Here is a 17,347-nt window from a genome sequence, read left to right on the forward strand (position 1 = left end):
GAGGAGCCGCGCGCCCGGCCCGGTCTCAGAACCCGGAGTTGCCCGCGCCTCTGACCACGGTGAATCCGGTCGACGCGCTCAGGCCGCCCGAGGCGGCGCCCGTCACGGTCGTGTAGGCGAAGGAAGCGGAACCGGTCGCCTGGATCTCGATGCCGTAGGTGCCGGCGCCGTCGATCACCACGTCCTCGAAGGTCGTGTTCTGGATCGTCCGCTGCCAGCTCATGAGGATCCCGGCGTAGGTGCTGTCCTCGACCACCAGGTCCCGCACGGTGATCGGGGCGGTGATGTCCGAGGTGTCGGCGTAGATCCACAGCGCCCCGAACCGGCTGTTCCAGTTCGGTTCGAGGCCCCCGGCGCGCACGAGGGTGTTGCCCTCGATGAGCGTCTCGCCGCTGAACGGGACGGGGCTGAACCGGGTGCTCACCGCGATCCCCGCCGAGGCGGTGACGGTGTCGGCGATGCGGTTCCCGGTGGCGCTGTTGCCGTTCCCGCCGTAGATGGCGATGCCGTTGGCGAGGTTCGGCGTCTGCACGGTGTTGTCTCGGAACGACGAGTCCGACACGGCGGTGCCGTTGGACCACATGGCGAGCGCGTCGTCGCCGGTGCCGCGGATATGGCTCTGCTCGACCACGGTGTTCTTCGTGCCGCCGTTGAGGTGGACGCCGTCGGCGAAGGTGTTGCGCACGCGCACGCCGCTGACGGTGAGCCCGTCGGTGCCGTTGTGGATCCACAGGCCGACCTTGGCGTGCTCGATCCACACGTTCGACACCCGGGAGCCGGGCCCGAAGACGCCTTCGATCGCGGTGTCGGTGGTGATCCGGTCGTCGGGGTCGCGGTAGCGCACGTCGCCGTCGAACATGAAGTCCGCCAGCACGACCTGGCCGCCGGTGGGCTCGATGCCGCCGCGCCCGCCCGCCCCTTCCAGGACCGAGTGCCAGGGTCCGGCGCCGCGCACGTCGGTGCCCGAGATTTGGACGCGGGCGCTGATGAGGAAGCGGCCCTCGGGGATCCACACGCCGCCGTTCGCGCCCGCGGCGCTGACCGCCGCGCGCAGGGCGGCGGTGTCGTCGCCGCCGTCGCCCGCCACGGCGCCGTGGTCGGTGATGTCGACGTACCCGGCGGGGGCCGCGACCGGGTCGGGGACCTGCTCGGCGTCGAGGAGGTCGACGTCGATGTGCGCGGTCGCCCCGGTGTCCTTCTGGAGCCGCAGCACGGTCCCGGCCGCGAGGCCGCCGGTCTCGACGCGGGCCTCGTCGAAGAACCGGTGCGCGAGGCCGTCGGCGGGGTTGTTCGAGAACGGGTAGGCGCCGTAGACCCAGCTGTAGGCGCTGGTCAGCTGCAGGTCGGCGCGCTTGTGCCCGTTCGCGTAGACGGCGAGCGGCGCGGTGAGGCCGGTGCCGTCGGCGGAGTCGGGGATGGAGTAGCGCACCACGATCGCGTCGGCGGGCTCGGTCAGGGTGAACTCGACGTACTCGCCGATCCGGTCGAGGCGGACTGCCTCGCGGCCGGACGCCTCGGAGGGCACGGTGCGGTAGGTGCGGTCGGGGCCGAGCGCCGAGCCGTTCGTGGCCGCGTCCTCGGCCTCGTACTCGGTGTAGGGCAGGTCGGCGCCCTCGCCGCCGTCCGCCTCCCCCGGGCCGCCGCCGTCGGCGACCGCGACGGCGAGGCGGTCGAGGTTGACGTTGCCGGAGTCGGTGGCGTCGAAGCGGACGACGACGTCGTTGCGGCCCGCGGCCAGGTTCACGGCGGCGTCCGCGGTGCCCCAGGACGCCCACCCGCCGGTGGCGGGCAGCGAGAGCTGGGTGGCCTTGGCGCCGTTGACGTACAGCGAGAGGGTCATGGTGGCGCCGGTGCCGTTGGCGTAGCGCAGTTCGGCCTCGTGCGCCCCGGCGGCGGCCGCGGTGAACGCGAACGCGACGGCGGCGGCGCCCTTGTTGGCATCGGTCAGGCCGCCGATGTAGCCGGAGCCGGAGTAGCCCGCGTGCTCGGTCTCGATGCGGGCGCCGCCCGAGAGCACGGCGGACTCGGCCTCGGCGGTGCCGGGCACCGCGGTGGCGCTGCCGGCGGCGGGGGTGTCGACGGTGATCCGGTCGAGGTTGACGTTGCCGGAGTCGGTGGTGTCGAAGCGGAGCGACACCGTGTTGCTCCCGGCGGTGAGGGTCGCGGGCACGGTGACCGTTCCCCATGCGGCCCAGCCGCCCGGGGACGGCAGCGTCACCTGCCGGGTCTTGGCGCCGTTGACGTACAGCGACAGGGTCTTGTCGGACCCGGTGCCGTTGGCGTAGCGGATCCGCACGTCGTGGCCGCCGGCCTGGGTGGTCGAGACGGTGAAGGCCGCGGCGGCGCGGCCCTTGTTCGCGTCGGTCAGGCCGCCCACGTAGCCGGAGCCGGTGTACCCGGCGTGCTCGGTCTCGGTGCGGGCACCGCCGGAAAGGGCGGCGGACTCGGCCTCGTAGACGCGTTCGGCCGCGTGAGCGGGGGCGGCGGCGAGGCCGGCCAGGAGGAGGGGCACCGCGAGGAGGGCGGCGAGCAGGTGTCTGATGCGGTCTCTCGGCATCGTCGTGGTCCTTTCCGGCGGCCGCGTCGGTGCGGCCGGGGTTGCAGATCGGGTGCGGCGGGGCGGGGTCGGGAGGGCACGGCGGACCACCGCGCCGCGGCCCTCGGAGGGGCCGCCGCGCGTCGCGGCCGGTGCCCGGTCCATCGATGTCGATGGAATCGTTCGATGCAGTATCGACGATATAATTGCAGGTGAGAATAGGTTAAGCGCTAAACCTGTTTGGCGAGCGTAACCCTGGATGTCAAACTTGTCAATATCGCGCTTCCGAGTCCGGTTCGCCATCGCCGCGCGAGGCCGTCTCGAAGGGAGCGCTCCGTGCCCGTCACGCTCAAGGACATCGCCGCGGAGGCCGGCGTCAGCCCCGCAACGGTGTCCAACGTGGTCAACGGGGTCAGCGCGCGCGTCTCCTCCGGCACCCGCGAGCGCATCCTGCGGATCGTCGAGCGCCACGGCTACGTGCCCAGCGCCCCGGCCCGCAGCCTCGCCGCGAAGTCCTCGCGGCTCGTCGGGCTGCTCGTGCCGGCCGCCGACCGGGACAGCCTCACCATCAACCCGCACACCGCGGGCGTCGTCGGCATGCTCGAACGCGAGCTGCGCCGCCACGATTACCACCTCATGCTCCGCGGCATCGCGCGCCCGGCCGAAGTCACCGAGGCGCTGCGGTCGTGGCGCCTCGACGGCGCGGTGCTGCTCGGCTTCCACGACGCCGAGATCGACCGGCTCAAGCGCCGGGCCGTGGGCGAGGTCGTCCTGGTCGCCATGGACACGTACGCCGAGAACCCCCTGGCGCTGCGGGTGCGCTCCGACGACCACGAGGGCGCGCGCCTCGCGGCGGCGCACCTGCTCGGACTCGGCCACCGCCGCATCGCGTTCGCCGGGCCCGAGTCCTCGGCGACCGGGGTCGTGCGGCAGCGCCACGAGGGCTTCCGGCGGGCCTTCGCCGACGCGGGCGCCGCGTGGGACGAGGAGCTGCGGTTCACCGTCGACACCACCCACGCCGCCGGGCGCGAGGCCGGAACGCGGATCGCCGCCGCGGGGGCCACCGCGGTCGTCGCCACCGCCGACGTGCTCGCCATCGGGATCATGGAGGGCCTGGCCGCGGCGGGCAGGTCGGTCCCCGGGGACGTCTCGGTCGTCGGCTACGACGACGCCGACATCGCCTCCTACGCCACCCCGAAGCTCACCACCGTCGCCCAGGACCTGCGGGCCAAGGCCGCGGTCACCGTGCGCCTGCTCCTCGACCGCCTCGCCGGGCGCGAGGCGCCCGCAGCCGCCGTGACGCTCCCCGTCGAGCTGGTCCGGCGCGGCACCACCGCCGCGCCGCGGGCGTTCAGCTGACCTGCGGCACGCCCGGACCGTAGCGGGCGAGGAACAGGTCCACCGCGTCCGCCACCGGGGCCGCGTCTCCGGCCCCGTCCGTGCCGGTGAGCAGGCACCGGTTCAGAGGCGCGCCGAGCACCAGCCACGTGAACTGGTCGGCGGCGGCGGCCGGGTCGCCGATCCGGAGCCGGCCGCGCTCGGCGAGGGCCGCGAGGGCGTCTGCCAGCGCGCGGACGTTCCGCTCCCAGCTCGCGTCGAGGTAGCCCGCCGCGACCTCGGGCAGGCGCCGGGCCTCGCCGGTGACCAGGCGGCGCATGTTGAGCACGTCGGGGCTGAGGACGCCCGCGCGCATGACCCCGGCCAGGTCGGCGAGGCCGCCGCGCACGTCGTCGGCGGCGACGAGCCGGTCGAGGTGGGGGCGCATCGCGTCGCGCCCGGCGTCGGCCCAGTCGCGGACGACGGCGGCGAACAGCGCGTCCTTGGAGGGGTGCTCGCGGTAGAGGGACGCCTTGGAGATGCGGGCCCGGGCGGCGACCTCGTCCATGGTGGTGCCGCCGAAGCCGCGTTCGAGGAACACCTCGCGGGCGGTGGAGAGCAGGTCGGTGCCGGTCCGGCCGGAGGGGCGGCCGCGGCGGCGGGCGGTGTCGGTCATCCCCGGATTTTAGTACTTGACCGGACTGAAAACCAGGGCTACGATTTTTCAGTACTAGCAAGTACTGAAAAGGAGTCCCCATGGTCCTCATCGCCGTCCTCACCGCCGCCGTCGCCTCGTTCGTCTTCAGCGCGGTGCTGTACGGGGCGCCGCCCGTCGCCGCCTACGTGGGCCGGCACGGCACCCCGCGCCCCGGCGTGCCCGTCGCCGTCCAGATGGGCGCGGTGCTGCTGCGCAGCCTGGTCGCCGCGGGCCTCGTCGCCGGGCTCATGCACGCCGCGGGATGGGAGGGCGCGGGCGCGGGGGCGCTGCTCGGGCTGGCGCTGGGCGCGCTGCCGGCGGCGATCCTCGCGGGCGCCGTCGTCCACGAGGGGATCCCCGTCGCGCTCGCCGCGATCCACGCGTTCGACTGGGTCGCGAAGCTGGTGCTCATCGGCGCCCTCGTGGGCTGGATCGCCTGAACCGCAACGGGATCGGACCACCGCTGGACCGCTCGGCGGCGGTGCCCGGGCCGAACCGCCGCCGGGCGCGTGAGCACGGAGTGAACGGAGTGTCGGTCCCAGGTGACACCATGGACCACATGACGACGACGCCCACGCCCGCCAGGACCGATGTCCTCGCAGATGAAGCCGCCTATCTCACCGCCGTCGCGCAGGCCCGCACCGCCGCCGACGCGTACTACGGGACCGGCGAGTCCGGCATGGACGACGACATGTACGACAGGCTCCTGCGCGGCATCACCGCGTTCGAGGTCGAGCACCCCGACCTGGTCGCCGCCGACTCCCCCACCCGCGAGGTCGCGGCCGGCGTGACCGGCGGCGACGTCGACCACGCGGTGCGGATGCTCAGCCTCGGGAACGTGTTCTCCGCCGAGGACCTCACCGAGTGGGCCGCGTCCCTGCAGCGGCGCCTCGGCGGCCGGGAGGTCAACGGCTGGGTCGTGGAGCCCAAGCTCGACGGCGTCGCCCTCGCGGCCCGCTACCGGGACGGCGAGCTCGTCCAGCTCGTCACCCGCGGCGACGGCTCCACCGGTGAGGACGTCTCCCACGTCATCGACGACCTCGCCGGGCTCCCCAAGCGCCTCGCCGAACCGGTCACCGTCGAGGTCCGCGGCGAAGTGCTCATGACCGAGGACCAGTTCGCCGCCGCGAACGAGGCCCGCATCGCCCACGGCGGCGCGCCGTTCGCCAACCGCCGCAACTCCTCGTCAGGGTCGCTGCGCGCCAAGGACCGCCCCTACCGGGTCGCGCAGACGTTCCTCGCCTACGACGCCCTCACCGACCCCGCGCACACCAGCGACCCGGGCCTGGCCGCCCTCACCCACACCGCGCTCATCGCGCGGCTCGCCGGCCTCGGGCTCGGCACCACGCTCGGCACCCCCGTCGCCACCCTCGCGTGCGCCACCTTGGACGAGGTGCTCGCCCGCATCGAGGCGATCGGGGTCCTGCGCCCCGAACTCGACTACGAGCTCGACGGCGCCGTCATCAAGGCCGACGACCCGGCCGACCGCGCCGAGGCCGGCACCGGCTCGCGCACCCCGCACTGGGCCACCGCGTACAAGTTCCCCGCCGCCCAGAAGATCACGCGCCTGCTCGACGTCACCTGGAACGTCGGCCGCACCGGGATCATCGCCCCCCGCGCGATCCTCGACCCCGTCGAGGTCGGCGGCACCACGATCACGTACGCCACGCTGCACAACCCGGCCGACATCACCCGCCGCGGCCTCATGCTCGGCGACTCGGTGATCGTCTACCGCGCCGGCGAGGTCATCCCCCGCGTCGAGGGCGCCGTCACCACGCTGCGCACCGGCGCCGAGCTGCCCATCGCCTTCCCCGAGGCGTGCCCGCGCTGCGGCGCCGACATCGACCGGAGCCAGGAGCGCTGGCGCTGCGTCCGCGGCCGCGACTGCGGCCGGGTCGAGGCGATCCGGTACGCCGTCGCCCGCGACTGCCTCGACATCGAGGGTCTGGGCGAACGTCTCGTCGTCCAGCTCGTCGAGCGCGGCATGATCGAGGACTTCGCCGACTTGTTCACCCTCACCCGCGACCAGTTCCTGAGCCTGGAGCGCATGGGCGACAAGAGCGCCGACAACCTCGTGGCCGCGATCGAGCACGCGCGCCGCCAGCCGCTCAACCGCGTGTTCTGCGCGCTCGGCGTCCTGGGCACCGGCCGCTCGATGTCGCTTCGGATCGCCGCGTACTTCGGGTCGATGGCCGCGATCCAGGCCGCCGACGCCGTCGCGCTGGAGCGAGTCGACGGCATCGGCGGCGAGAAGGCCCCGGTGATCGTGGCCGAACTCGCCGAACTCGCCCCCGTCGTCGCCAAGCTCGCCGCGGCAGGCGTCAACCTCGACCAGCCCGGCTGGACCCCGCCCGCCGAGGACGACGAGGAGCCGGCCGACACGTCAGGGCTCCCGCTGGCGGGCCTGTCGGTCGTGGTCACCGGCGCGATGACCGGCGTCCTCGCCGACTACTCGCGGACCCAGATGAACGAGCTCATCACCCGCGCGGGCGGCAAGGCGACCTCCAGCGTCTCCAAGCGCACCGGCCTGGTCGTGGCCGGGGAGAAGGCCGGGAGCAAGCTCGCCAAGGCCGAGGAGCACGGCGTCGAGGTCATCGACCCCGAGCAGTTCGCCGAGCGGCTGGCCGACCTCCTCAAGGAGGCGTAGGACCGGCCCGGGCGGCGGTAGCGTCGGGTGCAGCGCACCCGACCGGTGCGGGAATGTGGAGGTAGACATGACGACCACCGAGCTGCCGTCGCCGATCCAGGAGTTCGTCGACGCGACCAACGCGGGCGACACCGAGCGCTTCCTGGCAGTGTTCACCGAGGACGCGTTCCTGAGCGACTGGGGCCGCGAGTTCCACGGCGTCGCGGGCGCCGCCGAGTGGAACCGCACCGACAACATCGGCATGGAGAGCAGGTTCGACGTCGTCGCGGCCGAGCCGGGCGCGGGGCCGGACGAGTGGACCGTGACCCTCAAGGTGAGCGGCAACCGCTTCAACGGCACCGGCCCGCTGCAGTTCGGCCTCCGCGGCGACAGGATCGCGCGACTCGTCATCGAGTGACGTGGCGGCAGTGCCGCACCGTTCAGCGGTGGCGTTCAGCAGTGGCGCTCAGCGGTGGCGTTCGGCGTGGCGGGCGACGCGGGCGCGGTTGCCGCACGACGCCTTGCACCACTGCTGGCGGCCGTGCTCCTGCACGAAGTAGCGCACGCACCGCGGGGCCTGGCACGAGCGCAGGCGCGGCGCGAGCGGGCCGGTGAGGAAGTCGGCGACCGCGAGCGCCAGCGTTCCTTCCAGCAGCGCTTGGCCTTCGGCGTCGGTCGCGAGCGCGCGCCGCACGCCCGTGTCGTCGATGTCGAGCACCTGGACCGGCGCGAGGGCGTTGACGGCGGCGGCGAGGAGCCGTGCGGCGTCGGCGTCGCTCATGCGCCGCTGGCGCTCGACGCGGCTCGCCGGGTGGGGCGCGACCGCGGCGGCGAACGCCGAGCGGGCCGCGAACCTGATGGCGCGCAGGCGTTCGGCCTGCTCGGCGGTGCGCGGCGGGAGTCCGGGGGCGTGCTCGGCAAGCCACGCGTCGACGCCCGCGTCGTCCTCGAAGCGGTCGGCGACCCCGCCCTCGCCGTCGTGGGCGATCGTCGCGACCAGTGCGAGCGCAGTGGTGCCGTCGGCGCCGTCGGGCAGTCGCCGCATCGCCCCTCCTAATGGTTAATCTGAATTTAGTGTTAGCGTAGCGCACATGAGCCTGACTGTGCTGCACCTCAGCGACCCCCACCTCGACGGCGGCCCCGAACGGACGGCCCGGCTGCGCGCCGCCCTCGACCTGCTCCCCGACTCGCGCCGGCCCGACGCCGTCCTCGTCACCGGCGACGTGGCCGACACCGGCGACCCGGTCGCGTACGCGCGCTTCCGGGAGGCCATGGAGGGGCGCGGGCCGTGGCTCGCCGTCCCGGGCAACCACGACGACCCCGCCCGGTTCGGCACCCCGCCCGTCGCGACCCTCGACCTCGACGGGCTGCGGATCATCGGCCTCGACGTGACCGTTCGCGGCGAGGACCACGGGGAGCTGCGGCCCGAGACCGCCGGGGAGGCGTCGGCCGCCGCCGAGGGCGCGGCGGTCACCGTCCTCGCCTTCCATCAGCCGCCGATCACGTTGGGGCACGGCTATATCGACCCGATGGGCCTGCGCAATCCGGACGCGCTCGCCGCACTCATCGAGCGCATCGGGACGGTCGCGGCCGTCCTGTGCGGACACGCTCACACCGCCGGAGCGGGCACGTTCGCAGGCGTGCCGGTGCGCCTGGCGCCCGGGATCGTCTCGGCGCTGGGGACCGACCCGGACCATCGGCCGCTCACCGACGGCGGCCTCCCGCCGGGGGCCGCGCTGCACCGCTTCGACGGCGCGGCGGTCACCACGACGTTCCACTACGCTCGCTGAGCCGCTGATGTCGCACGCGCTCTTGGCGTTCGCTGTCGCGATCCTCCCCGTCGTCCTCACGCCGGGCGCCAGCTTCACGCTCATGGCGGCGCATGTGCTCGCCGCCGAGGACGGGGTCGTGCGCCGGGTCGCGGCCGGGACGGCGGCGGGCATCCTCAGCCACGCGGTCCTCGCCGCGGTGGGGCTCTCGGCGGTGGTCATGCAGTCGGCGCAGGTGTACCGGGCGGTGCAGCTCGTCGGCGCGCTGTACCTGATCGGACTGGGGATCACGACGATCCTGAAGGGCCGCAGGGCGACCCTGCCGGAGGCGCCTCCCGCTGCGCCGCTGCGCACCCGGACCGCGTTCCTGGCGAATCTCCTCAACCCGAAGGCCGCCGCGGTCTACCTGACGCTGGTCCCGCAGTTCCGGTCGCGAGGATCTTCAGGTAGACCGGGAACGCGGTGGTGGACTTGCCGGTCCCGGTGGCTCCGCAGACCCACAGCACGGGAGGCGGTCCGGCGGCCTCACTGTCGGCCTCGGTTCCCGCTCCCGCTCCCGCTCCCGCTCCCGCTCCCGCTCCCGCTCCCGCTCCCGCTTCGAGATTCTGCGGTTCCCTCGGCGGCCAGGGACCCGGGATCACCCCGGGCCAGTCCCCCAGCCGCTCGCGGATCAGCTCCACGACCTCGTCGACACTCCTGCCGCCGGTCGGCACCCGGTGCTCGGTGAGCGGGTGCCGCCGCAGTTCGGCGGCGTGGGCGGCGGCGGGCTCGATCAGGTACTCGGAGTTCCCGCGCCCCAGCAGCCGCCGGCGCCGCTCCGCGTCGTCCACGGTCAGCTCGACGAGCGTCATCGCCGCCCCAGGAAACTGCGCAACGTAATCGGCCACCGTCGCCGCCGTCCCCACGCCTCCCGAGACGACCACGCACTGCGCCCCGGCGGCCCGGAAGCCAGACCAGACCGCGCCGAGCCCACGGGCCTTGACCCGCTCGTTGTCGCCGTCCTCGGGCGGCGAGGGGTAGGCCATGCCCACCTGGTCGCCGTCCACGTACGCGGCCCGCACACCCTCCTCGGCGAGCCGCGCGAACAGCGCCCACGCGGCCGTGGTCTTGCCCGAACCGGCGGCCCCGATCAGCCAGAGGAGCGGTGTGGTGTCCATGCGGCGAGCGTAGAGGCGCCGTCAACCGCTTTCAGTGCGCCGCGACCGCCCCGGCTCCGCACGGATTCCACAGTGGTCGCCGAGGCTGACCGACAGGTCGCTCATGGCACCCAACCTCAGTCGGCCAGGCGTCGCGCGCAGTTCACCCTGGTTGCGCTCAACCCCGGTCGACCAAGCGGCACCCGCAGGTCGCCCTGATGGCGATCAACCCTGCTCGACCAGGCGACGCGCGGCGAGGCGGGCGCGGTCGATCGCCGCGTGGACCTCGCCGACGCCGTGCATGACCGCGGCGCCCTCGTGGAGCAGGAGCAGTTCGACCGCGTCCCCCTCCGGATCGGGGGCCCCGGCGGCTTCGCGGAGCGCGGTGAAGCGGCCGAGCAGCCATTGCTTCTCCTCGACCGCGAGCGCCCGTACCGGATGCGCCGGTGCCGACAGTTCCGCGGCGGCGTTCACAAGGGCGCAGCCGCGCTCCCCGTCGCTGCGCGTCCACTCCTCCAGCGCGTCGAAGACCGCGATGACGGCCTCGCGGTGGCCGGGGGCCGCGGCGAGGTGCCGTTCCACGACCGCGCGCCAGCGCGCGTCGCGCTCGCGCAGGTAGGCGACGATCAGGCGCTCCTTGGAGCCGAAGCGGTCGTAGATGGTCTTCTTGGTGACCCCGGCCTCGGCGGCGATGAGGTCGACGCCGACGGCGCCGATGCCCCGGTGGTAGAACAGCTCGCTCGCGGTGTCGAGGATGCGGCGGGCGGCGGGGGTCAGGGTGTCGGCGGTCATGGCGGTCCTCCTCGGATTCCACTGGAAGTATACCGACCTGTATAGCTAGGGTGGGTAGACCGATCTGTCTACTCAATTGGAGGCGCCCGTGCGGCCACGCGACCGGATCTGGGCCGCGGCGTTCGTGGCCCTGTGGAGCTCGGGGTTCATCGGCGCCGAGCTCGCGACGCGGTACGCCCCGGCGCTGACGGTGCTCAACTGGCGGTTCCTGCTGCTCGCGGGGCCCGCGCTGGCGTGGCTCGCGACGCGGCGGCGGCGCTGGAGCGCGCGGGACGTCGGCGTCCACGTCGTGGTGGGCCTGCTGGGCCAGGCCGGGTACCTGTACGGCGTGGTCGCGGCCAGCGGGCTGGGGGTGGACCCGGGCACATCGGCGCTCATCGCGGCGCTGCAACCGGTGGTGACCGCCGCGGCGGCGTTCGCCGTCCTCGGCGAGCCGGTCCGGGCGGGGCAGCTCGGTGGCATGGCGGTCGGCTTCGCGGGTGTCGCCCTCGTGGTCTCGGCCGACTTCTCGGGCGGCGGGGCGCCGCTGTGGGCGTACGCGCTGCCGCTGGGGGCGATGCTGAGCCTGGTCGCGGCCACGGTCTTCGAGCGGCGCGGCGGGCGGACCTCGCTGGGGCCGGTCGACGCGCTCGCGGTCCAGTTCCTGACGACCGCGGTGGTGTTCGCCGGGGTGTCGGCGCCGCTGGGCGCGTTCGCGCCGCCGGCCTCGGCGGGGTTCTGGGGCGCGGTCGCGGGCGTGACCGTCCTGGCCGGGATCGGCGGCTACGGCGCGTACTGGACGGTGGTGCGACGCAGCGGCCCCACGACGGCCGCGACCCTGCTGTACCTGACGCCGGGCACGACGATGCTGTGGGCGTGGGCGATGTTCGGCACCGCGCCGACGCTGCTCACGTGGGTCGGTCTGGCGGTGACACTGGCCGGCGTGGTGCTGAGCATCCGGGCCCGCCCGAGGCGGGAGGCCGAGGTTCCCGAGCCCGCGCCGGTCCGCTGAGCGCCGGCCGGCTTCGTTCGGCACCGGTCGCGCGGCGCGGGCGTGAAGCGAACGGCAGGCCGCTCGCGATCGAGATGACGGTCATGGGTCGGACCGCTCGGGCGTGTAGCGGACCGGCCGCGCGGACACAGGTCCGCGCGGCCGCTCAGACCTCCTGGCCGGGCCGCGGGTACGCGCGGTCGGCGATCCGGTTGAGGTGGTCCACGAAGTACCGCACCTGCTCCGCCCAGCGGTCGAGGTCCGGCGCCGGGCCCGCCAGCGCGGCGGTGACCTTGTCGACGTGGACGACCAGGTCGAACACGTGCAGGCAGTCGGCCGCCGCGACGGAGTCGAACAGGCGCTCGCGCACGCGCTGGCCCGCGCCGCGGGCCAGCATGATCCCCTCCTCGGGTCCGGGCGCGTTCAGCACCGCGCCGAGCTGCTCGTTCGCGGTGACCGAGACGAGCGACGCGAGGACCCGCGACCGCTCCGAGTCGATCTCCCAGTCGGGCAGTGGGGACACCAGGTCGACCCACTCGGGGCCGGCGCCGAACTCCTCGTCCATGCCCTCATCGTCGCAGCAACCGGCGCGGTGACGCAGCTCGTTGGCACACGCGGCCGGGGTTCTCGCAGGGGGCGCCCTGCTTCACGCCGCCGCGGGCTCGTCCGGGATCCCGGCGACCACGGTCTTGGCTTCTTCCTCGCTGAGTTCGATGCCGAAGACCTCGGCGAGGACGGCGGCGTACCGGTCGTCGGCGATCTCGCGCTCGGAGCGGACGCCGTCCGGGCCGGTCTCGGTCAGCGTGCGGCCGACGAGGCGGCGCTCGACCTCGGGGCCGCGCTTGACCACGATGGGGCGCTGGACGAACGGCGAGGTGGGGCTGGTCGAGGTGCTCTCGTTCGCGACCGCCACGTCCACGGGGTAGGTGGCGTCCCCGATGAGCGTGTACATCGTCCGCCACTCGCCCTCGCGCCGCTCCTGGAGGCGCCGGTCGCCGTCCGCGGCGGGCTCGGTGACCCGGTAGGTCCAGGCGCCCTGGCGGTACTCCCCGGCGCGGTCGACCGGGACGGGCTCGCCCGGTCCGGAGCCGTAGCCGGCGTCGCCGAGCCAGGTCCGGCCGTCGAGTTCGGCGAGCACGACGAGGTGCGAGCGGGGCCGGGGGTTGACGAGGGGGTCGCCGGTGCGCATGAGGCGGCGGCGCACGGGGATGCCGATGCGTTCGAGGGCGGCGGCGAAGAGGACGTTCATCTCGAAGCAGTAGCCGCCGCGGGTGCTGCGGACGATCTTGCGCGCGACGTCGTCGAGGGCGGCGCTGGGGCCGCGCCCGAGGATGACGCTGAGGTTCTCGAAGGGCACGTTCGCCACGTGGTGGCGCTGGAGGGCGCGGAACGTCGCGAGGTCGGGGCGGAGCGGTCCGCGGTAGCCGATCCGCTCGGCGTACGCGTCCACGTCGAAGTCGCCGGTGCCCCAGGCGTCGGCGGGTGTCTCGTCGTTCATGTCGCTTCCTCGGGGTCGGCGGTCGTTGACCGGGCCAACGCTATCGGCGCGGGGGCCTGCTGCCATCGGACCAGCGACGGAGAGGGCCTAGGCGGCTGGTCCTAGGACCCGCGACCGAACCGGGGAATCGGGAAGCCTGCGCTGCGTCACGTACGCCGCGTGCCCGGTCGTCGCGGTCCGCGCGGCCGACTGGCCGCGCGGACCGCTCCCGGGGTCGCTCGGGACGTGCGTCATGCCTGGTCGGACGGCCGCCGCTCGGTGCGGGCGGCGGGGTCGGTCGGCATGGCCGGGGCCGCCTCGTCCTGGCGGTCGTACATGGTCCGGCCGGGATTGGCGAACGGCTCGCCCGGTTGGGTGTCCTTAGCCTGCCAGTCCGGTGCCTCGGCGGCGCGGTAGCCGTCGTACTCGGACTCGGCCGCGGTGCTGGACGCGGCCAGCGCCCAGATGACGAACACGTCGATCGCGATGACCATCATCGCCCAGAAGGGCTGGTAGGGCATCCAGAAGAACTGGGCCGTGGCCGACAGGACCGCGAGCAGGATGCCGGTCCAGCGGGCCCAGGCCCGCCCGGTGAAGATGAACGCACCGGTCACGGCCGCCAGGGCGCCGATGATCAGGTGGGTCCAGCCCCACTGGGTGAGGTCGAACTGGAGGACGTAGTTCGGCGTGGTCACGAAGACCTCGTCCTCGGCGATCGCGGCGATGCCGAGGATCACCTGCCAGACGCCGACCATGACCATCAGGCACGCGGCGAACGTCGTGCCTCCGGCCGCCCAAGACGCGCGCCTTTCACTCTGCACCATCGTCGTACCCCTTCCCACCTGGGTGAAGCGTTCTCACAATTCACGGTAGTCACGGAACGGGGCATTCACCGGAAATATCCAGAAATATTGGTTATGCGGGCCAGTGCGGTCCGGGTGCGGCGAACAGTCCGGTGCCGCGGCACTGATTCCCGCCCTGATTTCCCGGAACCGCGGCCCCGGTGCGGGCACGTGGGCTAGACCTGCATGCAGGACGACGAGCGAGGAGTGGGCGATGCGAGCCGATATCAGGGCCATGCGATACCTGGTCATGTCCGGATCGGGCCGCCAGGGCTCCTTCAACCGGCGCCTCGCCGCCCGTGCGGCCGGCATCGTCGAGGCCCGCGGCGGCGTGGTCGACCGCGCCTCGATCACCGACTTCGCGGTCCCGGTCTACGACGGCGACTGCGAGACCTCCGAAGGCGTCCCGATCGGCGCCGAGGCGTTCCGCGCGCGGCTCGACGCCGCCGACGCCCTCGTGCTCGCGTCCCCCGAGTACAACGCCTCGCTGCCCGGCTCGGTGAAGAACCTGATCGACTGGGTCTCGCGCACCGACCCGCACCCGTTCCACCAGCTCCAGGTCCTCCTCATGTCCGCCTCGCCCTCGATGGCGGGCGGCAACCGCGGCCTGTGGGCGCTGCGCATCCCGTTCGAGCACTTGGGAGCCCGCGTCTACCCCGACATGTTCTCCCTCGCCCAGGCTCACCGCGCCTTCGACCCCGACGGCGACCTCGTGGACGCCCAGCTCGCGGGCCGCCTGGAGGACAACATCGCCGGCTTCATGGCCCTCGCCGAGGCCAGCGTCCACTATCCGTGCGCCAAGCACGCCTGGGTCGAATACCTGGGCGAACGCCCCGACCCCGCCCTCGACCGCGTCCAGCAGGTCTGACGGGCCCGCGTGCCGCCGGGCGGCACGACACTAGGCTCAGGGCCATGGGCGCGGCACGCCGCGCACTTGGACGAGGTGCTCGAAGCCCTGGGCCGCAAGCGGATCGACGGGTTATTCGGCGCGCAGGTACGTCGAGTCGTAGCCGCCGGAGCTCCAGGCGAGCGTGTCGCCGTCGGGCTGGATGGTCACCTCGGCGGTGAACTCGAGGTCCTCGCCGGTCTCCTCGGAGTCGGGCGCGGGCGCGAAGTCGATCGTGAACTCGGTGTCGGACACGGCGACCGCGGTGCCCTCCCAGTAGTCCACTATGGTGCCCTCGGTCGTGTACCTCGCGTACCCGTCGGCGTCGACGGTGACCGTCGAGGCTTCCGGCGGCTCGGCGTCGAGGTCCCAGACGCCCTCCAGGTCGCCCACGCCTTCGACCGCGGACTCGGACTCCTCGGGAGCGGAGGTCTCCTCCGCGGCGCTGGTGGTCGCGACGGCGGTGGTGCCCTCGTCGGTGTCGTCCGAGGGCTCGGCGTTGCAGGCGCCCAGCGCGAGGGCCGCGGCGAGCGCGCCCGCGGTCGCGGCGAACGTCCGTACGTGGCGTAGGTGTATATCCATGCCCGGATTGTACCCAGGCGCGGCGACTATTCCACCTCGCGCGAGCGCCAGGTGCCCGCCACGGTGACGATCAGGCCGATCGCGAAGAGCGCCATGGCGACCGCGAAGAGCATCACCTCGTCCTGCCCCTGCACGCCCGCGCCGACGAACGCGAGCCAGCCCAGGCCGAGCACGCCGTGGGCCACGCGGGCGGACCGGTCGAGCCAGATCGCGGCGGCGCAGGCCGCGGCCATGATCGCGGTCATGACGATGAGGCCGGTCCACAGGGACGGCGTCTGATAACTGCTCAGCGCCGCATTGGCGAAGTCGTCGAGGCACATCGCGATGGCCGTCACGGTCGCACCCACGCGGGCGGCAGCCGACGCGAGGCCGCGCAGCCGCCAGGCGGCCAGCGCGTACGCGATGGCGCACAACGGGACCCAGAAGACCAGGGGCACGTGCACTTGGTCGGAGAACGCCGCGACCGATCGGGCGGCGGCGTACAGCGCCGCGAAGCCCAGCAGCCAGGCGAGGGCGCGGATCACTTGGCGCGCATCGAAGGCGCTTCGAATCTCACTCATGGTCACAGTCTGCGGACGAGATGCAAGTGCCGCAGCGCGGATCGGGGCCGAAACTGTCGGTGTCCCACAGTCCGCCGGGCGCTCTGTCCCGGTTCGGGTCCTGAATTTTCTCGGATTCGTCCAAACGGACTCAGCGGGCCCGGGTGCTGCGCCGCAGGACGAGTTCGGTGGCGAGTTCGATCCGGTGGCGCGGGAGGGTGCGGCCGGCGGCGAGGTCCACGAGCATGGCGGCGGCGGTGGCGGCCATGTCGTGGAGGGGCTGGCGGATCGTGGTCAGGGGCGGGATCATCCACTGCGCCTTGGGGAGGTCGTCGAAGCCGACGACGCTGAGGTCGTCGGGGATGCGCACGCCCAGTTCGGCGGCGGCGTGGTAGACGCCGAGGGCGGTGCCGTCGTTGCACGCGAACACCGCGGTCGGCGGGTCGGGGAGGGCGAGGAGTTCGCGGGTGAAGCGCACGCCGTCCTCGATCTGGAAGTCGCCGATGCGCACGAGGCCGGGGTCGGCCGGGACGCCGGCGAGGTCCATGGCGGCGCGGTAGCCGTCGAGGCGGGCGCGGCCGGCGAGCACGCGCTCGGGGCCGGTGATGACGGCGATGCGGCGGTGCCCGAGGCCGAGGAGGTGCCGGGTGGCTTCGAGGCCGCCGTTCCAGTTGCTCGCGCCGACGGAGGGGTCCTCGTGGGCGGGCTCGCCGGTCGGGTCGACGGCGACGACGGGGATGTCCCTGGAGCGCAGGCGGTCGCGCTGGTCCTCGGTGAAGCCGCAGAAGACGGGGACGACGCCGGTGGGGCGGCGGGCGAGGACGTCCTCGACCCAGCCGCGCCCGGGGACGTGGCTGCCGCCGAACTCGGAGACGGTGACGCCGAGGTTGTGCACGCGGGCGACGGCGTTGACGCCGTTGATGATCTCGACCGGGTAGAGCCCGCGGATCTCGTGGAAGACGAGTTCGATGAGCGGCGCGGGCCGGGTGGCGCGCTTCTGGCGGCGGTAGCCGTGGCGCTTGATGAGCGCCTCGATCTCGCGGCGGGTCTCGGGGGCGACGTCGAGGCGGCCGTTGACGACCTTGGAGACGGTGGCGACCGAGACGCCGGCCCGGTCGGCGAGCTGCGCGATGGTCAGGGGCTCGGGGGCGTCGGCGGTCACCGCGTCATTCTAGCGC

General features: G+C 73.6%; 18 protein-coding genes and 1 pseudogene. 8 read left to right on the forward strand and 11 right to left on the reverse strand.

Translation table 11 applies throughout. The annotated features are described in order from the left end of the window. Positions 1-25 precede the first annotated feature (25 nt). A complete protein-coding gene (locus tag BLS99_RS08895; RefSeq protein WP_091047097.1) occupies positions 26-2,557 on the reverse strand; it encodes a carbohydrate-binding protein in 2,532 nt (843 codons plus the stop codon). A gap of 315 nt (positions 2,558-2,872) precedes the next feature. Between BLS99_RS08895 and BLS99_RS08900 the strand changes: the two genes are divergently transcribed. After that, a complete protein-coding gene (locus BLS99_RS08900) occupies positions 2,873-3,895 on the forward strand; it encodes a LacI family DNA-binding transcriptional regulator (protein ID WP_091047100.1) in 1,023 nt (340 codons plus the stop codon). Here BLS99_RS08900 and BLS99_RS08905 read toward each other — a convergent pair. Further along, positions 3,888-4,529 carry a TetR/AcrR family transcriptional regulator gene (locus BLS99_RS08905; protein ID WP_091047104.1) on the reverse strand — a complete coding sequence of 214 codons (642 nt, stop codon included), beginning with the start codon at positions 4,527-4,529 and terminating at the stop codon, positions 3,888-3,890. The genes BLS99_RS08900 and BLS99_RS08905 overlap by 8 nt on opposite strands. Before the next feature lie 80 nt (positions 4,530-4,609). Here BLS99_RS08905 and BLS99_RS08910 point away from each other — a divergent pair, with 80 nt between their 5' ends. The 3 genes from BLS99_RS08910 (at position 4,610) to BLS99_RS08920 (ending at position 7,594) form a co-directional block, all read left to right on the forward strand. Further along, positions 4,610-4,990, forward strand: a complete 381-nt coding sequence (locus tag BLS99_RS08910; protein ID WP_091047107.1) for a DUF1761 family protein — start codon at positions 4,610-4,612, stop codon at positions 4,988-4,990. Positions 4,991-5,100: 110 nt separating this feature from the next. Continuing rightward, positions 5,101-7,197: an NAD-dependent DNA ligase LigA gene (gene ligA / locus BLS99_RS08915; protein WP_091047110.1), complete on the forward strand. Its 2,097-nt coding sequence runs from the start codon at positions 5,101-5,103 to the stop codon at positions 7,195-7,197. Positions 7,198-7,264: 67 nt separating this feature from the next. Then, positions 7,265-7,594 carry a nuclear transport factor 2 family protein gene (locus BLS99_RS08920; protein WP_091047113.1) on the forward strand — a complete coding sequence of 110 codons (330 nt, stop codon included), beginning with the start codon at positions 7,265-7,267 and terminating at the stop codon, positions 7,592-7,594. A 48-nt stretch (positions 7,595-7,642) separates the two neighbouring features. Here the strand turns inward: BLS99_RS08920 and BLS99_RS08925 are convergent, their stop codons facing one another. Continuing rightward, positions 7,643-8,221: a CGNR zinc finger domain-containing protein gene (locus BLS99_RS08925; protein ID WP_091047116.1), complete on the reverse strand. Its 579-nt coding sequence runs from the start codon at positions 8,219-8,221 to the stop codon at positions 7,643-7,645. Positions 8,222-8,267: 46 nt separating this feature from the next. Between BLS99_RS08925 and BLS99_RS08930 the strand changes: the two genes are divergently transcribed. Together BLS99_RS08930 and BLS99_RS27760 are read left to right on the forward strand one after the other, a co-directional pair. Continuing rightward, on the forward strand, positions 8,268-8,966 hold the full coding sequence (locus tag BLS99_RS08930) for a metallophosphoesterase family protein (RefSeq protein ID WP_091047120.1): 699 nt from the start codon (positions 8,268-8,270) through the stop codon (positions 8,964-8,966). Between the two features lie 82 nt (positions 8,967-9,048). Further along, positions 9,049-9,321 (forward strand): annotated as a pseudogene (locus tag BLS99_RS27760) (LysE family transporter); the annotation flags it as partial. A 4-nt stretch (positions 9,322-9,325) separates the two neighbouring features. Here the strand turns inward: BLS99_RS27760 and BLS99_RS08940 are convergent. Both BLS99_RS08940 and BLS99_RS08945 read right to left on the reverse strand, forming a co-directional pair. After that, on the reverse strand, positions 9,326-10,102 hold the full coding sequence (locus tag BLS99_RS08940; RefSeq protein WP_091047124.1) for an AAA family ATPase: 777 nt from the start codon (positions 10,100-10,102) through the stop codon (positions 9,326-9,328). 204 nt (positions 10,103-10,306) lie between these two features. Next, complete coding sequence (locus BLS99_RS08945; RefSeq protein WP_091047128.1) at positions 10,307-10,873, reverse strand: TetR/AcrR family transcriptional regulator; 567 nt, start codon at positions 10,871-10,873, stop codon at positions 10,307-10,309. Positions 10,874-10,961: 88 nt separating this feature from the next. Here BLS99_RS08945 and BLS99_RS08950 point away from each other — a divergent pair, with 88 nt between their 5' ends. Next, on the forward strand, positions 10,962-11,864 hold the full coding sequence (locus tag BLS99_RS08950; protein ID WP_091047131.1) for a DMT family transporter: 903 nt from the start codon (positions 10,962-10,964) through the stop codon (positions 11,862-11,864). A gap of 145 nt (positions 11,865-12,009) precedes the next feature. Here BLS99_RS08950 and BLS99_RS08955 read toward each other — a convergent pair whose 3' ends face one another. The 3 genes from BLS99_RS08955 to BLS99_RS08965 all read right to left on the reverse strand — a co-directional run bounded on the left by BLS99_RS08955 (position 12,010) and on the right by BLS99_RS08965 (position 14,144). Continuing rightward, positions 12,010-12,408 carry a hypothetical protein gene (locus BLS99_RS08955; RefSeq protein ID WP_091047133.1) on the reverse strand — a complete coding sequence of 133 codons (399 nt, stop codon included), beginning with the start codon at positions 12,406-12,408 and terminating at the stop codon, positions 12,010-12,012. 81 nt (positions 12,409-12,489) lie between these two features. After that, on the reverse strand, positions 12,490-13,341 hold the full coding sequence (locus BLS99_RS08960; protein ID WP_176953264.1) for an arylamine N-acetyltransferase family protein: 852 nt from the start codon (positions 13,339-13,341) through the stop codon (positions 12,490-12,492). A gap of 230 nt (positions 13,342-13,571) precedes the next feature. Further along, the gene (locus BLS99_RS08965) at positions 13,572-14,144 is read right to left on the reverse strand and encodes a DUF7144 family membrane protein (protein ID WP_218126363.1); all 573 of its coding nucleotides are present in this window, start codon (positions 14,142-14,144) and stop codon (positions 13,572-13,574) included. A gap of 232 nt (positions 14,145-14,376) precedes the next feature. On the opposite strand from BLS99_RS08965, the gene BLS99_RS08970 reads away from it, so the two are divergent. Beyond that, on the forward strand, positions 14,377-15,030 hold the full coding sequence (locus BLS99_RS08970) for an NADPH-dependent FMN reductase (RefSeq protein ID WP_218126364.1): 654 nt from the start codon (positions 14,377-14,379) through the stop codon (positions 15,028-15,030). A gap of 111 nt (positions 15,031-15,141) precedes the next feature. Here BLS99_RS08970 and BLS99_RS08975 read toward each other — a convergent pair whose 3' ends face one another. The 3 genes from BLS99_RS08975 to BLS99_RS08985 form a co-directional block, all read right to left on the reverse strand. Beyond that, positions 15,142-15,630, reverse strand: a complete 489-nt coding sequence (locus BLS99_RS08975; protein ID WP_091047141.1) for a hypothetical protein — start codon at positions 15,628-15,630, stop codon at positions 15,142-15,144. Between the two features lie 26 nt (positions 15,631-15,656). After that, positions 15,657-16,190, reverse strand: coding sequence for a hypothetical protein (locus BLS99_RS08980; protein WP_143034720.1), 534 nt, complete (start codon positions 16,188-16,190; stop codon positions 15,657-15,659). A 130-nt stretch (positions 16,191-16,320) separates the two neighbouring features. Further along, entirely contained in the window at positions 16,321-17,331 is a 1,011-nt protein-coding gene (locus tag BLS99_RS08985) for a LacI family DNA-binding transcriptional regulator (RefSeq protein ID WP_091047147.1), read from the reverse strand. Between the last annotated feature and the right edge of the window lie 16 nt (positions 17,332-17,347).

The sequence above is a fragment of the Glycomyces sambucus genome, from assembly GCF_900102815.1.
Taxonomy (GTDB): domain Bacteria; phylum Actinomycetota; class Actinomycetes; order Mycobacteriales; family Micromonosporaceae; genus Glycomyces; species Glycomyces sambucus.

Excerpts from the sequence above, each read along its gene's own strand:
- BLS99_RS08945 (WP_091047128.1), bottom strand. The coding sequence starts at position 10,873 with ATGACCGCCGACACCCTGACCCCCGCCGCCCGCCGCATCCTCGACACC.
- BLS99_RS08910 (WP_091047107.1), top strand. The coding sequence starts at position 4,610 with ATGGTCCTCATCGCCGTCCTCACCGCCGCCGTCGCCTCGTTCGTCTTC.
- BLS99_RS08895 (WP_091047097.1), bottom strand. The coding sequence starts at position 2,557 with ATGCCGAGAGACCGCATCAGACACCTGCTCGCCGCCCTCCTCGCGGTG.
- BLS99_RS08920 (WP_091047113.1), top strand. The coding sequence starts at position 7,265 with ATGACGACCACCGAGCTGCCGTCGCCGATCCAGGAGTTCGTCGACGCG.
- BLS99_RS08955 (WP_091047133.1), bottom strand. The coding sequence starts at position 12,408 with ATGGACGAGGAGTTCGGCGCCGGCCCCGAGTGGGTCGACCTGGTGTCC.
- BLS99_RS08970 (WP_218126364.1), top strand. The coding sequence starts at position 14,377 with ATGCGAGCCGATATCAGGGCCATGCGATACCTGGTCATGTCCGGATCG.
- BLS99_RS08975 (WP_091047141.1), bottom strand. The coding sequence starts at position 15,630 with ATGGATATACACCTACGCCACGTACGGACGTTCGCCGCGACCGCGGGC.
- BLS99_RS08980 (WP_143034720.1), bottom strand. The coding sequence starts at position 16,190 with ATGAGTGAGATTCGAAGCGCCTTCGATGCGCGCCAAGTGATCCGCGCC.
- BLS99_RS08925 (WP_091047116.1), bottom strand. The coding sequence starts at position 8,221 with ATGCGGCGACTGCCCGACGGCGCCGACGGCACCACTGCGCTCGCACTG.
- BLS99_RS08930 (WP_091047120.1), top strand. The coding sequence starts at position 8,268 with ATGAGCCTGACTGTGCTGCACCTCAGCGACCCCCACCTCGACGGCGGC.
- BLS99_RS08965 (WP_218126363.1), bottom strand. The coding sequence starts at position 14,144 with ATGGTGCAGAGTGAAAGGCGCGCGTCTTGGGCGGCCGGAGGCACGACG.
- BLS99_RS08940 (WP_091047124.1), bottom strand. The coding sequence starts at position 10,102 with ATGGACACCACACCGCTCCTCTGGCTGATCGGGGCCGCCGGTTCGGGC.
- BLS99_RS08905 (WP_091047104.1), bottom strand. The coding sequence starts at position 4,529 with ATGACCGACACCGCCCGCCGCCGCGGCCGCCCCTCCGGCCGGACCGGC.
- BLS99_RS08960 (WP_176953264.1), bottom strand. The coding sequence starts at position 13,341 with ATGAACGACGAGACACCCGCCGACGCCTGGGGCACCGGCGACTTCGAC.
- ligA (WP_091047110.1), top strand. The coding sequence starts at position 5,101 with ATGGACCACATGACGACGACGCCCACGCCCGCCAGGACCGATGTCCTC.